Origin of the sequence: Enterococcus sp. AZ062, assembly GCF_051715065.1 — a bacterium.
In the GTDB taxonomy this organism is placed as follows: Bacteria; Bacillota; Bacilli; order Lactobacillales; family Enterococcaceae; genus Enterococcus_B; species Enterococcus_B mundtii.
In genome coordinates this window covers 1,361,536-1,376,531 of the sequence record NZ_JBIOTB010000001.1, presented here as the reverse complement: position 1 = coordinate 1,376,531, position 14,996 = coordinate 1,361,536, and the positions used below count along the sequence as shown (strand labels likewise).

19 protein-coding genes are annotated in these 14,996 nt (G+C 37.5%); 6 read left to right on the top strand and 13 right to left on the bottom strand.

Going from position 1 to position 14,996, the window contains the following annotated elements; all coding sequences use genetic code 11:
- Window positions 1–11: 11 nt before the first annotated feature.
- Both abc-f and IGJ00_RS06640 read right to left on the bottom strand, forming a co-directional pair.
- The gene (abc-f, locus tag IGJ00_RS06645; protein ID WP_161642379.1) at window positions 12–1,595 is read right to left on the bottom strand and encodes a ribosomal protection-like ABC-F family protein; all 1,584 of its coding nucleotides are present in this window, start codon (window positions 1,593–1,595) and stop codon (window positions 12–14) included.
- A 111-nt stretch (window positions 1,596–1,706) separates the two neighbouring features.
- Window positions 1,707–1,841 (bottom strand): hypothetical protein, encoded by a 135-nt coding sequence (locus IGJ00_RS06640; protein ID WP_254905408.1) that lies wholly within the window; start codon window positions 1,839–1,841, stop codon window positions 1,707–1,709.
- Between the two features lie 263 nt (window positions 1,842–2,104).
- Between IGJ00_RS06640 and IGJ00_RS06635 the strand changes: the two genes are divergently transcribed.
- Complete coding sequence (locus tag IGJ00_RS06635) at window positions 2,105–2,437, top strand: PadR family transcriptional regulator (protein ID WP_086334599.1); 333 nt, start codon at window positions 2,105–2,107, stop codon at window positions 2,435–2,437.
- Complete coding sequence (locus IGJ00_RS06630) at window positions 2,434–3,390, top strand: permease prefix domain 1-containing protein (protein ID WP_430604479.1); 957 nt, start codon at window positions 2,434–2,436, stop codon at window positions 3,388–3,390. The genes IGJ00_RS06635 and IGJ00_RS06630 overlap by 4 nt, the downstream gene beginning before the upstream one ends.
- 183 nt (window positions 3,391–3,573) lie before the next feature.
- Here the strand turns inward: IGJ00_RS06630 and IGJ00_RS06625 are convergent, their stop codons facing one another.
- The 6 genes from IGJ00_RS06625 to IGJ00_RS06600 all read right to left on the bottom strand — a co-directional run bounded on the left by IGJ00_RS06625 (window position 3,574) and on the right by IGJ00_RS06600 (window position 6,642).
- Window positions 3,574–3,813: a hypothetical protein gene (locus IGJ00_RS06625; protein ID WP_430604478.1), complete on the bottom strand. Its 240-nt coding sequence runs from the start codon at window positions 3,811–3,813 to the stop codon at window positions 3,574–3,576.
- Between the two features lie 19 nt (window positions 3,814–3,832).
- Entirely contained in the window at window positions 3,833–4,162 is a 330-nt protein-coding gene (locus IGJ00_RS06620) for a hypothetical protein (protein WP_074799693.1), read from the bottom strand.
- Window positions 4,163–4,164: 2 nt separating this feature from the next.
- A complete protein-coding gene (locus IGJ00_RS06615) occupies window positions 4,165–5,403 on the bottom strand; it encodes a hypothetical protein (protein ID WP_438844223.1) in 1,239 nt (412 codons plus the stop codon).
- Window positions 5,393–5,818: a DUF1310 family protein gene (locus IGJ00_RS06610; protein WP_161642383.1), complete on the bottom strand. Its 426-nt coding sequence runs from the start codon at window positions 5,816–5,818 to the stop codon at window positions 5,393–5,395. The genes IGJ00_RS06615 and IGJ00_RS06610 overlap by 11 nt, the downstream gene beginning before the upstream one ends.
- Before the next feature lie 130 nt (window positions 5,819–5,948).
- Window positions 5,949–6,227 carry a hypothetical protein gene (locus tag IGJ00_RS06605; RefSeq protein ID WP_430604475.1) on the bottom strand — a complete coding sequence of 93 codons (279 nt, stop codon included), beginning with the start codon at window positions 6,225–6,227 and terminating at the stop codon, window positions 5,949–5,951.
- Complete coding sequence (locus IGJ00_RS06600; RefSeq protein ID WP_430604474.1) at window positions 6,214–6,642, bottom strand: DUF1310 family protein; 429 nt, start codon at window positions 6,640–6,642, stop codon at window positions 6,214–6,216. Before IGJ00_RS06600 ends, IGJ00_RS06605 begins: the two co-directional genes overlap by 14 nt.
- A 435-nt stretch (window positions 6,643–7,077) precedes the next feature.
- On the opposite strand from IGJ00_RS06600, the gene IGJ00_RS06595 reads away from it, so the two are divergent.
- From IGJ00_RS06595 to rpsT, 4 genes are all read left to right on the top strand, one after another.
- Window positions 7,078–7,533 carry a DUF441 domain-containing protein gene (locus IGJ00_RS06595; RefSeq protein WP_010735644.1) on the top strand — a complete coding sequence of 152 codons (456 nt, stop codon included), beginning with the start codon at window positions 7,078–7,080 and terminating at the stop codon, window positions 7,531–7,533.
- Between the two features lie 70 nt (window positions 7,534–7,603).
- Window positions 7,604–7,729, top strand: a complete 126-nt coding sequence (locus tag IGJ00_RS06590; protein ID WP_010735645.1) for a hypothetical protein — start codon at window positions 7,604–7,606, stop codon at window positions 7,727–7,729.
- Window positions 7,730–7,924: 195 nt separating this feature from the next.
- The gene (locus IGJ00_RS06585; protein ID WP_010735646.1) at window positions 7,925–8,194 is read left to right on the top strand and encodes a hypothetical protein; all 270 of its coding nucleotides are present in this window, start codon (window positions 7,925–7,927) and stop codon (window positions 8,192–8,194) included.
- 401 nt (window positions 8,195–8,595) lie between these two features.
- Window positions 8,596–8,850 carry a 30S ribosomal protein S20 gene (gene rpsT / locus IGJ00_RS06580; RefSeq protein ID WP_010735647.1) on the top strand — a complete coding sequence of 85 codons (255 nt, stop codon included), beginning with the start codon at window positions 8,596–8,598 and terminating at the stop codon, window positions 8,848–8,850.
- Between the two features lie 114 nt (window positions 8,851–8,964).
- Here the strand turns inward: rpsT and holA are convergent, their stop codons facing one another.
- From holA to IGJ00_RS06555, 5 genes are all read right to left on the bottom strand, one after another.
- Window positions 8,965–10,011: a DNA polymerase III subunit delta gene (gene holA / locus IGJ00_RS06575; protein ID WP_438844222.1), complete on the bottom strand. Its 1,047-nt coding sequence runs from the start codon at window positions 10,009–10,011 to the stop codon at window positions 8,965–8,967.
- A 36-nt stretch (window positions 10,012–10,047) separates the two neighbouring features.
- Window positions 10,048–12,330: a DNA internalization-related competence protein ComEC/Rec2 gene (locus IGJ00_RS06570; protein ID WP_272018212.1), complete on the bottom strand. Its 2,283-nt coding sequence runs from the start codon at window positions 12,328–12,330 to the stop codon at window positions 10,048–10,050.
- Complete coding sequence (locus IGJ00_RS06565; protein ID WP_034689319.1) at window positions 12,317–12,799, bottom strand: ComE operon protein 2; 483 nt, start codon at window positions 12,797–12,799, stop codon at window positions 12,317–12,319. Before IGJ00_RS06565 ends, IGJ00_RS06570 begins: the two co-directional genes overlap by 14 nt.
- 19 nt (window positions 12,800–12,818) lie before the next feature.
- On the bottom strand, window positions 12,819–13,472 hold the full coding sequence (locus IGJ00_RS06560; RefSeq protein WP_071867159.1) for a helix-hairpin-helix domain-containing protein: 654 nt from the start codon (window positions 13,470–13,472) through the stop codon (window positions 12,819–12,821).
- A gap of 121 nt (window positions 13,473–13,593) precedes the next feature.
- Window positions 13,594–14,736: a hypothetical protein gene (locus IGJ00_RS06555; protein WP_229078123.1), complete on the bottom strand. Its 1,143-nt coding sequence runs from the start codon at window positions 14,734–14,736 to the stop codon at window positions 13,594–13,596.
- Window positions 14,737–14,996 lie beyond the last annotated feature (260 nt).

The window sequence follows — 14,996 nt, the reverse complement described above, 5'->3', positions numbered from 1 at the left end:
ACTTCTTTGATCTAAAATGAATGATCCTCATACAACAGCTTTTCGATTTTTTCATTTTCCACTAACAATATCTGATCAAAATTCTTTCGCAAGAAATAGCGATCATGAGTAACTGCTAAAATGGTACCGGTAAATGTAGACAATAATTCTTCGATTTCTTCTCTTACATAGATATCTAAGTGATTCGTAGGCTCATCTAAGATCAATACATTGATTTTCTTTTGGAATAGTTTCAAGAGGTACAGCCTTACTTGCTCTCCTCCAGAAAGATCTTTGATCCTTTTAGCGACATCTCCACTGAAGAATCCAAAATTCGCTAATACTTGTCGTGCTTTCTGTTCATCGGGTATCAGGTATTTAGCATAATTCAATATCCGTTGTTCTGGTTGATCAAACGTTAAGCGTTGAGGTAAATAGCCAATTGACAGACTTGCGCCAGTTTTAATAACCCCTTCATCTACTCCTATTTCCCCCATCACTACTTTCAATAGCGTTGATTTACCAGAACCATTCTTACCTAATAGGGCGATCCGCTCACCACGATAGACCATAAAAGAGCTATCTGAAAACAAACATTTTTTACCTACTGTTTTCTTTATATTTTTGGCAACCAACACTTCTTTCCCCGACAGATCTTCTTGACTGATTGTAGTTAGTTTTTTGCGGGGGTCCTTAGGCGCATTTATCAGTATCATTTTTTCTAATCTACGCTCGATTTCTTTTGCTTTTTTAAAGAATGCTTCGTTGTCTCCTTCATTCCCCCATTGGCGATAGCGTCGTATCATTACTTTCAATCGTTTGATTTCTTTTTGCTGAAGTTCATGATTTTTTTGAAGTTCCTGTATCCGTTGTTTCTTCAACGTCATGTAACGACTATAATTTCCCGAATATTCGATGATCTGACCATCCTCGATCTCTATGATTTTTTTGACTACATTGTCAAGGAACGCACGATCATGGGAAATCACGAGGAACGCACAATTTGTCAATCTCAGATATTCTTCTAACCATTGTACGGAGTCGAGATCAAGATGATTGGTTGGCTCATCTAATAGAAGGACATCATTTTCTTGTAATAATACTTTGGCTAGTTCTACTCGAATACGTTCGCCTCCACTTAATTGATCAAGCGGTGTTTCAATTTGTTCTGCAAGATCTAATCCTTTCAAAACACTCGTGATTCGATCTTCTAACCCATATCCGCCCATCATCTCAAATCGTTGCTGCAAGTCACCATATACTTTCATGATATGGTCCAGATCTTCCGTTGCGATACACATTTTTTCTTCATAGTAATTGAGTTGTGTTTGCAATTCTTGGATGTCTTTGAAGCTCTGATACACATAGTCAAAAGTAGCGATTGAGCCATTTTCCATTTTCTGTGGAATGTAACCAATCGACAGCCCTTTTTTCCTACTAACTGTCCCTTCATCAACACCTTCAGACCCGATCAACATTTGAAGAAGAGTTGTTTTCCCAGTTCCATTTTGTCCGATCAATCCGATTTTGTCTTGCTTATTGAGTGTGCAACTCAAATTTTCAAAAAGAGGTACTCCACTATAATTTTTACTGATCTTATTGGCTTGAATATACATTTTCTCGCTCCTTAAGACCAATCAAAAAAGCCATGAAAAAATTCATGACCTGTTGTTATTTCATTTATTTGGTACTTAGCTAAAAATGGAATAAACATATTGAATGGTCATTTATTTTTGATTGATTTTTCTATTTTTAAGCGCACTGATGCCTTGGATAGAAAATACAAAAATAATTGCATGACTAAAGCTAATATGATATCTAGAATAATTATCTGCTTCTGTTATTTTAGTCAAGCTGTCCATTACATATGTCCCTCCTTTTCATTCTATATTTATATCAATTGTACCAAATCACTTATCAAAGCTCAAATGAAAACGAAAACAATAAAATCTAGTCTAAACATTGTGACATTTCCACAGATATTGTCTCCGCAAATCGATTTCCAAAAAACAGACTCAGACCTAAGACTGAATTCTAACTAATTTATTTAATTTACTTTACCTGTCGTAGTAATTGTTTTATAATTATTACGACAGATGGAGTAATTGAAAAAGGAGGCGATCAAGTGATATCAAGTGATGCAATTCGTGGATACAATGATGCCATCATTTTATCCATTCTTTCCAAGGAAGATTCCTATGGTTACGAGATCTCGAAGCAAATCCGGGAAGGAACCGATGCGCTGTATGCGATTAAGGAAACCACTTTGTACTCCGCTTTTACACGCTTAGAAAAGCAGGGACTGATCCTTTCGTATCCTGGGGAAGTCACTCATGGAAAGAAACGGACGTACTATCGAATCAGCGATGCCGGGGAGAACATTTTGAAAGAAAAAAAAGAGGAATGGCAGCAAACGAAAATCGTTGTTGACCGTTTTCTACAAGGAGGAGAAACATGAAAACCATTAAGGATTATCTAGATAGTTTATTTTTAAATGTACCGAATACACCTGAAACAAAAAAAGCCAAAGAAGACCTATTGGCAATCATGGAAGATCAGTATCATGGATTATTAGAAGAAGGAAAATCAGAGCATGAAGCCATTGGTGCAGTAATCAGTGAGTTTGGTTCTATTGATGAGATCCTCCAAGAATTGGAACTTTCTCGGTCCTCTTTTGACGAAGAAGTCTGGGAAAACGAGATTGAACTCGATGAAGTGATTTCATTTTGGAACCAAGTTCGTCGTTTTTCCCTTTTTCTTTCAACAGGAATTGCTAGTTGTATCTTAGCTGTGGGAATGCTCGTATTTTTTGCTAATAGTATTAGTGAGATTCTCGGTTTTCTGGCAATGTTTCTTCTGATTGCTTTAGGCGTTGGTTTGATTATTACTACAAGTTTGAGCTATTCAGCTAGTAAGAAGAAACTAAATGATCGTCCCTATTCACAGCAAGTAAAAATCGAAGCAAGACAACAAACAGAAGCCTATGCGAAAAGTTTTCGAGTAGGATTAGTTTTCGGTATCATTTTATGTATCCTTTCGGTCACACCTATCTTGACGAATAGAGCCTTTGGCTTACCGATTGGATTCGCTTTATTACTTTTCTTTGCTTCCGTGGCACTCGGCGTCTTCTTTATCGTCTATGTCAGCATCATCTATACTTGGTTTTCAAAAGTGGCAGAAGGCACGTTCTTTATCTCAGATGAAGACGAGCCAGGACCACGTGCGTCTCAACATATGTATGGCGACTCAGCGGAAACGATTCGTTTATTTGAACGTTTATACTGGCCGGGCATTTTCATCGTTTACATGGTTTGGTCCTTTATGACCCGAAGCTGGGCTTACTCTTGGCTCATCTTTGTGCTAGGCGGTGTATTGGAAGACTTTTTCCTTGAAAGATTGAAACGTAAATAACTTCTCAATCGCGGTCGGGACAGAAGTGTTTAGCCTCAAGAAATAAGGCGCAATCCACGAAAATTGTTTTTCAGATTTTTATGGATTGCGCCTTATTTTTCGAAAAGGTTGCTTTTGCTCCAACCTTTTAAGCATTTTTTATGTGGTGTGAGAGGTCGAATGTCCCAGAGACTTTTCTGTTTTCTAGCTAAAAGCTTTTGTTATGTCTTTCACCACGCTCATTGCCTGATCGACCCATTCTCCTTTTGCCGCATCAGTTAAACGATCGGTATACTGTTTTGTTCTATCTTTTAATTCTTGGTTCGTGAGATCTCGCGTGACTTGGATCGTATTCTTCTTTGTATCTGAACTGGCACGGCTATGACTAGCAATAAACCAAGAAATCAATGCTTTTTCTAGTCCCTTTATTTGCTCATCAAACATTGCTATCTTTCCCTTCCATTTATTGATTTTTATGATTTAATTTAGCTGACTGATAGTTTTGCTGATTTTCTGCTAATTCATCTTCAATCCTATATAATGCTTTACGTACAAGATATTGCCCTTCTTCGCTTGCATCATTGATCAAACGATACGCGATACGAGGATCAATCGTTCCTCCGTCTGAAAATGTTCGTTGTGTCAAAGGGATTTTTTCTCCTAATTGATCTAAGTAGCGTGTAAATGAACGTTTTTCTGCTTCAAGATCCGCTATTTTATTCTCTAATTCATCTTTCTTGTGCCAATAATCTTCTTCGATTTTTTTCATTTCTTTCGACTCATTATTAGCCATCACTAAAATGTTCCTTTCTTGAATTGGCTCGCTAATTCACTATCCAATTGTATTTGCTGATCGATCGTCTGATTGATTTGGTAGATCAGATCTTCGTAACTTGATTTGATCGAGCGAAGTTGATTCAACGCCGCTTCATAGTCGATGACTGGTTCGATTAGTACGTGTTGTCGAGTCACCCCTCCTTGCTCTAACGCCTCTAGCTGTTCCATCTCTGTAAGATTGCTTCCATATGAACGCGCATTAGCGATTGTATCTTGCCACAGTTGATTCGCCTGATCGATGCCTGTTTGATAGACCGTCATCAGTTCAGTGATTTTTTCATCAATCACTGTCTTCATTCCTGAAACAATGCTTTTCGCTTGAACTGCATCTAGGTAAACTTCTTTAGTTGCCGACATTCCACCTGTTTGTCCACTCCATTCACCTTTAATACTAGCAATCGATCTTTTTTTCAATCGTCTTTGATACTCTGCTAATACAGTGCCACTGCCATTCGTTGTTAATAAAGCACCATCTTCCTCAAATTGGTAACCTCCCCACATATGTTGATCGATCGTGCGTCTCAAGCCCAGCCGTTCAGATAGTGGATAAACGATCTGCCCAACGGCCTTTTTGCCTTCCCCATAACCAATCGCAACTAAGTCTTTTGAGTCAATGTAATTCAAAAGACGATACTCTTCGGTCAAATAATCCGCTTGCCGTTTTTGCTCAGGCGTTAATACCTCATAGATATTCGGTCCCTGATACACATAGCCATAAACACGATCCGCATCACTTGAAGAAATACTCGCTAACGCATATTGCGCATTCATTGATCCTAAAGAATGACCATATACATTAAATTCAGCATTTGGATAAGCTTCCAATGTTTGTTGTAATGTTGTCGCAGAAGATTGAAGCTGAGGCATCGCTGCTGCCCCACCACCATTGATCACCTGAAAAGCTGTAAAAATATTATTGTACTGCCAATCTAATTTGGCATCTAATGAAGAATCAAACGACGAACCACGATATAAAACCGTGACTTCTTTTACGCTTTTCCTTTCGCTAAGCGGTGCTGACAACGGAACATATTTGTCGGTGATGATAAAGGATTGTTCGCCGGTGATTTTACTGTTGATGTGGGAGACGTAACCGATGAACTCTTTATTAGTATTTATAAAGAGTTCTCCTTTTAGATGTAAAGCTTCGTATTGTTGCTTGGCTATTTCAACCTTTTCTTCTTCACTATTCTTCACTATCTTCCACTCCTTTTTTCAATAATTCATGTAGTTCATAGGTAGTATTTGAGCTACCAATTTTTAGCTCACCTAGCTTGCCATTTGCCAAATTGCGACTTAGGAGGTTGGAAATAAGTAGCTTATCATTATCATTAATAATTAGGGGTACACTAATCCCACCTATTGGATTTCTCTTGATATTTTCATAATCAATTTTATAATTTTTTATTACTCCTTCAGATGTCAACGCATTAGGATCTAGATTTTTTAGCCCTGTTTCCAAAACTTTTTTTGCTTCTTCACTATTCACAACTTGAATCATTTCTTCTTCTAACTTCAAATGGTCCATATACATTGTTCCTCCAATCCATAATAGGCATATGCCAGTGATGATCAGTACGATTTGGCTCTTCTTGATCGGTTTTCGCTTCATAAATGACCTCCTTTTTCTTTAATAATTTTATGTTATCTCTTTTTTTAAGAGTTTTTTTCAGGCTATACTTATTTCTATGTACAAATATTCTGTCTATAAAGGAGACAAAAATCATTTTTCAAAAGATTGATTACCGCCAACTTAATTCAGCATCTAATGAAGAATCAAACGACGAACCACGATATAAAACCGTGACTTCTTTTACGCTTTCCCTTTCGCTAAGCGGTGCTGACAACGGAACATATTTGTCGGTGATGATAAAGGATTGTTCGCCGGTGATTTTACTGTTGATATGGGAGACGTAACCGATGAACTCTTTATTCTCATTTTTAAAGAAAGGCTCTTTTAAACGCAAAGTTTCATATTGTTGCTTGGCTATTCCAACCTTTTCTTTTTCAGTATTCTTCACTATCTTCCCCTCCTTCTTTTAGTAATTCATATAGTTCAGAAGTAGTACGCACAATATCATTTTTTAGCTTACTTAGCTCCCCGTTTATCTGATTTCGATCTAGTAGATTAAAAACAAGTAACTTATTATTATCATTTATAATTAGAGGTACACTAATCCCACCCATTGGATTTCTCTTGATATTTTTATAATCAATTTTATATTTTTTTATCACTCCTTCAGATGTCAATGCCTTAGAGTCCAGATTTTTCAATGTTTTCTCCAAAACGATTTTTGCTTCTTCACTATTCACAACTTGAATCATTTCTTCTTCTAACTTCAAATGGTCCATATACATTGTTCCGCCAATCCATAATAGGCATATGCCAGTGATGATCAGTACGATTTGGCGCTTCTTGATCGGTTTTCGTTTCATAAATGACCTCCTTTTTTATTATGTCTATCATAATTTTGTTGTAAGCAGTACGTCACAGTTTTTATGTATGTTTAATTGATCAATCAATGTATGGAATGACATGCCACATAATCTTCTTCTCTTTTTCCCATCTCCTCTTATTTAATTACGCCATTTCAACTGACTATCACAAACATTCACCCTTTCTTTTTTATATATTGTTGATCTGTTACTTTTTCACATCAAGTATACATGAGAAATCAGACCCTCTATTCTTCACCTCATAAAAACATGTTTTGACATCATCAACGTAGCTATTTTTCTCATTTTTATCTTTTCGTCTAATTCTTCACACCCTTTTGTTCCTTCTATGCTCTATCAAACATTTTACTAATGACTCTTTTGCATCATATAAAAAAAATGGTATGATGAATAATTAGAAAGTGAGGTTTTTTGATGGAAAGTTGGTTATTTCTTGGGTTGATCATGCTGGTTGCCGTCCTTGCTAAAAATCAAAGTCTGATGTTAGCGACTGGTTTTATTTTACTTGTTAAGTTTATTCCTGCATCGAAAGATTTTTTGACATGGCTCCAAGGGAAAGGAATCAATATTGGCGTGACGATCATTACTGCGGCGATTTTAGTGCCTATTGCTACAGGTGATATTGGTCTAAAAGATTTGCTTGATGCGTTCAAATCACCTATGGGTTGGGTAGCGATCTTCTGTGGTGGCTTAGTTGCTGTTTTATCGTCTAAAGGCGTTGGCTTGATTGCTACAGATCCACAAATCACTGTGGCTCTAGTTTTTGGAACGATCTTAGGCGTTGTTTTCTTAAAAGGGATCGCAGCAGGCCCTGTGATTGCTTCTGGGATTGCCTATTGCATTCTCCAATTGTTTTCTTTTAATAAATAATGATGCATCTAGTGGTTGAGAAAAGGATAATTTTTTTGTTCGTGGTATACTAGTTTTGAGGTGATCGCATATGCAAAAACTAAAATATTTCTTTGGGACTGTTGGATGGTTTTTATTGGCTGTTCTATTGATTATTGGATTGACCTACTTACTATTTCCTGATTTGATCCAAAACGTCTTTGATGCCAATTTTTAATATACGTAACTATTTTTTCAACTATTTATAAAAAAAGGCGGAAAACTTGACAGATCGTTGGATTATTCAAGTTCTTTCGGCTTTTTTTTGGCTTGGTGCATCTTTTTTGTTATACTAGGTGTGAGTGCACCTCTTTTATGCAGGAAATTTTATAAGAAGTGCGAAATGTTTGATTTAGAAGAAAGGAAGACGCTCGTGGAAACTTTTGAAGGTCTTTTGATTGATACGTATGTTTTACAAGAACAACCAATGATGTTGACTGGTTTGAATCTCCAACTTGAAGACCGGGTAATCAATTGTCTAATTAAAGATCGCTACTTGGCAAAATATGTTTTACGTTTACCTTTAAACAAATATGTATTGGAAGTTAGTGGAAAATGGAATCGCCGAAATCAATTAGTCATCAAACGAATGATGATCAAAAACATCGACGAATACATCAAAATCATTGGAACACCTGAATAGCTCATTTTCATGCATTCGAATTAGTTATAAAATAACTAATCTATGTTAACGGTATGATTCGTTGATTTGAAGCAATCGTATCCCTTTTCAAAAAAAACTTTGCAAACGGTTGACTTTGTTATATACTATTTCAGTACCAAACATCCCATTCAATTATTTATTTACCAAGATAAATTAAACCACGTTTGGTTAAGCGCTTGTTGTCTCCCACAACAGCGCTTTTTCTTTTGTTTTCTTGTTCTTCTACCTCTCATAAATCCACTCTCTCTGATATTTCTTACGTGTTAAGGAAAAAAACTTGTCATGTTGATATTGCAATGCGCGCTCGCATTAGGTATAATAATGAATGTTGAATTATGCGGTAACACGCGTAAGAACTTTACTTATCGGAGGTGAAACAAATGCCAAACATTGAATCTGCAATCAAACGTGTTCGCACAAGCGAAAACGCGAATGTAAAAAATTCATCTCAAACTAGTGCTATGCGTACTGCAATCAAAAAATTTGAGGATGCTGTAGCTTCAGGTGCTGACAACGTAGATGCGTTATATAAAGACGCTGTTAAAGCGATCGATATGGCTGAAACTAAAGGTCTTATCCACAAAAACAAAGCAAACCGCGACAAATCTCGTTTAAGCAAAAAAATCGCTAAATAAGGAAATCGGCTACGGCCGGTTTTTTTATTTGCTTTTTCTATACACAAATACACACAGTTTGGCTGATCCTTCTGATGACCAACCAAACTGTGTGTATTTGTGTTGCTACTGTTTTTACTTATTTTTTAATCTTTCAGCTGCCTGAAACACAAATAATTGAAAACTCAATTTCTTTTCGATCTGCCCACTTTTTACTTGATAGTCCATCTCGACTAATTGGTCGAACAATTGGACTAATATTTGTTCATCGAACTTTCTGACTTCTTGCATCGCCAATTTTACCCGATAAGGATGGATTTTCAAAGTTTCCGCAATATTTGCTTGTTGATACCCGATTTTGACTAAAAATTTCGTTTGGAGATACAATCGTAGTTGGGAGAGTAAAATCGCATTGATCTTGATGATCTCTTCCCCTTGTGTGACTAAATCTTCAAATAATCGCAGGGTATGTTCCGTATCTCCAGAAAGCATATATTGTGTCATGTCAAAGATATTATGTTCCAACGTCTTAGGCACTAATTGTTCGATTTCTTTCGCAGAGATGGCTGATTGATTCTGCCCATATAACATCAATTTATCTAATTCTGCCATCATTTTTGATAAGTCTAAATCAGTCAATCGTAAAAAAAGATCGATTGCTTTACGATCTAGAGTAAGCGGTGTATTTTCTAATGTATTCAATAAATACTGTCGCACTTCTTTTTCATTCAATTGCTGAACATTGATCGATATCGCTGTTTTCTTCAATTGTTTCGTGACTTTTTTTCGTTCATCTAGTTTTTCATAAGGCGCAAAGAAGACGAGAACGGTTGATTCGAGTGGTTCTTTTAAATAGTCTACTAAAAGATCTGTGTTTTGTTCGAGACTGTTGTTGTTTTTTTCACCCGTCAAAAAATAAGGGTTTTCGACAAACACTACTCGTTGATCACCGAAAAACGGTAAGGTTTCTGCTTCAGCGATTACGTCATCGATCGTTGCTTGGGTCATATCAAATTTCAGAAAATTGAGATCATCTTCTCCTGATATTTGCATTTTCTTAAGGATTTCTGTACGCACTTGGTCTTGTAAAAACTTCTCCGTTCCTAAAACGAGATAACAAGGTGCGAGCTTTTCTTTACGAATTTTTTGTAGTTCAACTTGGATACTCACATCTCTCACCACTTTCCAATTTATCCTATCACGAGAAAACAAAAATTACTAGTCTATCATTTTCTGAAGTCGGCCATTTTTTGTCCAAATAGGATGCCAAGAAAAAGTGATCGCCCCATTTTTATCTGTCCGATAAACAGTACTCTCTAAATTTTCCAACGTGTCGAGGACTTCAGGATGTGGATGCCCATAGCGATTGTCCAGCCCGTTAGATAAAATTCCTATCATCGGTTGTAAAGCAGCCAAGAACAAAGGATGACTCGAACTACGACTCCCATGATGCCCTAATTTCACGACCTCCGCCCTTAGCCTTGGGTAAGCATTCAACATCTCGAGTTCCCCTTCTTGATCCAAATCACCCAGTAACAAAAAGCGCTGCTTCTTATAGGTGAACCAAAGAACCACTGAATCTTCATTTTTCCCTTGCCCTTTTTTACTTGGCATCAAGACGTACAAGTCAAAGTAGGCAGATATTCGATCCCCTTGCCTGACTTCTATGATCTTGGTTCCTAACTGACTAATTTTTATCAATCGTTCGCGAAACTTTGGCTCTGTGGCAGCTCCCCAACCAATGTATATTTCTTCGATGGTAAAATGTGAGGAGAGTGTTTCCAATTCCCCGATATGATCAGTGTCGTTATGTGTGAGAAATAGTTTTGTGATCGTGGTGATCCCTTGTCCTTTTAAATATGGAACGATATTATTTTCTGCATAAGGACGAGTAATACGTTGCTGCCACGCTTCTGTTTCAACATTTAATCTGCCCCCAGTATCGATTAAAATCACATCTTGTTTCATCGGACTTTTTAGTAGGATACTATCGCCTTGTCCGACATCGATAAAGGTGATCGTAGTCGAAGCATCAAGTAATGGTATCAAGAAATAACTGATGAGGATTAGTGATGAATAAATGATTTTTTTCCATGGCAGAATCGTTTTGCTCTCAAACAAGAGTAAGAAGACGATGATACTCAATATAACAAAATAAAAAGCGGGTTGCCCGATGGTCAGTGTGGAGAAATCAAAATAAGAGAGGAAGTCTTCAAAGTGAACCAAACAAGATTCGAGGATTTCAAATAAGGCCTGTGGAAGGATGCTGCCTGCTAAAAAGAGAATGATCACCCCTGGAAGAAGGACGTATTGGAATAATGGAATGCCTAGTGTTGTGAATAAGCCACCTAAAAACGACCATTCATAGAAATACCAAGCACTTAAAGGTAATTGGATTGCACTTGTTTGGAATAGGTAGAATAAACGATTGCTCCAACCTTTTGATGCGTGAGAAAATGTCATAAATAATAAACTCATCCATATACTTAATTGCGCACCCATTTGAAGCAGGATCAACGGATCGAACAATAAAAGCAACCATAGATTCAAAGAAAAACAATCCAGCGTAGATAGTTTGATTGATGTCAATTTGAGTACAAGCTTCAAAATAAAGAAACTGCCTGCTCTAACCACTGAAAATGAGCCGCCAGCTAATAGGATATAAATCCCTGTAAGCAATGTCAGCGGAAGAATCGTAACAGACAAAGGACAGCCACTTCGTCGAAAAACATAATATAAAAAACCTAAATAAAAATGGACATGCATCCCAGAAACTGCGAATAGATGCAGTAATCCAGTTGCTTTAAAAATTGTTTCGGCTTCGCGAAAAGAAGCATCACGATAACCGAAAAGCAACGCGTTCATATACATCCCTATTTTTTTAGGATATCGTTTTTTTACATAATTGATTGCTTTTCCACGGAGGTCACGAAATCGAGTCACCCCTCCCCTTGTAGAAGGCAGGACTTGAAAATCCTTTCCATGGAACTGACCACTGATTCGTGATCCCTTCAGATAATTAGCCGTATCAAATGCATAACGATTGCGCAACGATCCGGGTGTCTGATAACTGCCAGTTACTCGAAGTTCGATCGGATACCCTCGAAAGTCCTCCCATTGTTGTGCTTCTGCTTTTGTTTTGGCTTGATAACTTAGCTGGACTTTTTGTTTCGTTGAGATTCTGCGTGCTTCTACAGTCAACCAGTCGCCATTCCGTTGAATCGTATCGGTCATCAATAGAAACTCTTCAGTGGTTCTTGTGTGATCAATCGAGGGAAGCTCTGAACGAAGACAAGCAAACCAAACTGCCAGACTGCAAAAACAACAAAGATAGATCACCGCTTGCTTGTGTTTGAATAGAACCAGAAGAAAAAGACCAGCAACGATCAAGCGAGACAGATCATGCTCCTTATAGTAAACGAAACATAAAATGACCGAAGACATTGCTGGTAAAATCAAGTAATTACGAACTTGTTCGCCAAATTGTTTAATCAAGTTCACCTGTTGATTCTTGTTGAAGTTTAGCAAAATATTTCATATCTAAATTGACTTGATGGACGGATGCACCTAATTGGGTAATCAATGACTGTGCATAAGGGTCATTGCGATAATCATGCAAGTAATGGATTTTCCTGATTCCCGCTTGAAGCAATGCTTTTGTACAGGCCAAACATGGAAAATGGGTGACATAGATCTCTGCCCCTTCTGTAGGGACTCCGAGTTTTGCACATTGGAGTAACGCATTCATTTCTGCATGGATCGTTCGTAAACAGTGACCATTCACGACATAGCAACCTTCGTCGATACAATGAACATCCCCACTCACTGCGCCGTTATAACCACCCGCAATGATTCGTTTCTCTCTAACTAATGTGGCACCTACTTCTAATCGTGTACATGTACTCCTTAATGATAATAATACGGCTTGTGCCATAAAATACTGATCCCAAGGAATTCGTTCATTGCTCATAATTTGTCACCTCATTGGTTTATTCTATTGTAATTGTAACGAAGTTTTTCAGTTTTTCAACTGTCTTTTCGCCAAATCCCGATATTTCTTTCAAACTTTCAATTGTTTGGAAGGAACCGTTGGCTTCGCGATAGTTGATGATCTCTTGTGCTTTCATTGCCCCGATTCCCGGAAGCTCCTGTAATTCAGCAAGGCTGGCAGTATTAAGATTGACTTTCTTTTCCTCTGTCTGCTCTTTTTCCTTTACTTCCTCTACGAACTGAGGCATCTCTTCGCCAACTTGGGGAATATAAAGCACTTGTTGGTCCGAAACTTTTGCAGCAAAATTGATCTGTTTTTCATCAGCTTGTGCAGTCAGTCCTCCTGCTTTTTCAATGATATCAAAGACACGTTCCTCGTCTGTAAAGGCGTATATTCCAGGTCGATTGACATTGCCTTTCACGTCTACATACATGATAGGGTCTTTTGTCGTCGTTCCGGTTGTCGCAGTCTTTTGGTAACTATCCGAGCTTGTAGCGGTTATCAACGATATGTTACTAGATTCATTGATCTTAGTTGGACCGATCTGACGGTATATGACCACTCCTATTAGCATACTAACTGATACACTGCATATAAAAAATAGAAGGAGGCGTTTTGGCGAATCAAAGATTTCTTGAACTATTTTCTTCATTGGTATTCTTTCTATTTCATTTTCCTTTCTAAAAAATAGTGAAAAAACATCTACACTGCGATGTTCCTTCACTATTAGATACGCCTCAAATGATTATTTCTTTTATTTTTATATTCACGATTTACCTAGTTGGTTCTATCCTTGGTTTCGGCTTCAAACTTGGAGAAGGCGGAGCTGGTGGTCGATTTCCCCCAGACTTACTCATTGCTGCTTGTTTGGTCATGCCAAATGAACGTTTGTCAGAGGCATTATGGCTGTTAAAAACCATACGGTCGGACTTCCCAGATCCGTTCTCTATTTCCCAGATTCGTTGTTTCACCGATTGCACAGGGCTCTCTCCAGATATTGCTTTTGACGAAATAAGGCCTTGATTGATCGCAGATTTTACTTCTCGAAGTTTCGAATCACGTCGTTCAAACTCATCTTTCAATGAATTTTTTCTCCCATTATTTTCTTGCAACTCTGAAATTGGTGATAACCGTCTTGGTTGTTTGATTTGTTGCTCATGATGACCAGTAAATGCTACCTCGCCATGAACGGAAGGATTTCTGTGGTGTCCCACTATAGGTTTTTCGATAAGTTTCTCTTTATTATGGGACACCTCTATATTTAATGAAATTTTCTCCCCATTGTTCGCTCGTCGGATCACTGCGTAAATGACAGGGTCATCTTTTCTATTGATAATTACCTTGCGAGACTTCTCGCTTTCTCTACCTTCCTCTAGGAAAGATAGGGTACTGTAATGTAATTCATCTTCTGTTTCAGGTTGACGCCATTTTTTTTGCTCTAAAGGTTGTGCACGAAGCTGCTCCCTTAGTTCCAATCCGCGAGCCGTAGGGATAGATTTCGCTCTTGAAGCTAAGTGCTTGATTTCATCAACGATTTCTTTTGGATCAATCCATACATCTTTATCAACAATCGATTGAATATATTCTGATTTAAAATATTTACTGTTCAAATCCTTTAGTGTATTCTCATATTTTTCAGGCTCTTTATTCTTACGCCTAAGGATAAAATTGAAAACTCTATCCGTTTTACTCAACTTTTTCTGTCGAAAATCTGCAAGTAAGCGCCTGGTCCACAACACACCGTTTCGATGTTTTGACAGTTGATCTTTCGTTTCTTCCAATTGTTTGTCAAAATCAGTTAATACACGTTTAAAGTCTGCTGTTTTCCGCAAGTGCCCAAAATTTTTTTTATACTTTTTTTCGGAGTAATATTCTCCGATATCGAATGATGATTGGCGATTGCTTGATTGTTCCATGTTTTTCTTGCCCCTTTCTAACTCTTTTTTTAATATGGTAGCAAACTTACTTAAAATTACCTACAAAATAACAAAACGTTTTTTTGTAATTATTGAAAAAAAAGAAAAAGAGGGAGACATTAGCCCTTTCGTACCACCTAAACCGAATAAACGGCGGGAACAGATGGAACCTCTTCGAAAAATAATACGCCACCCACAAAAATTTGAAAAACAATTTTCGTGGATGGCGCATTATTTCTTGAGGCTAAACATGTCTTGTC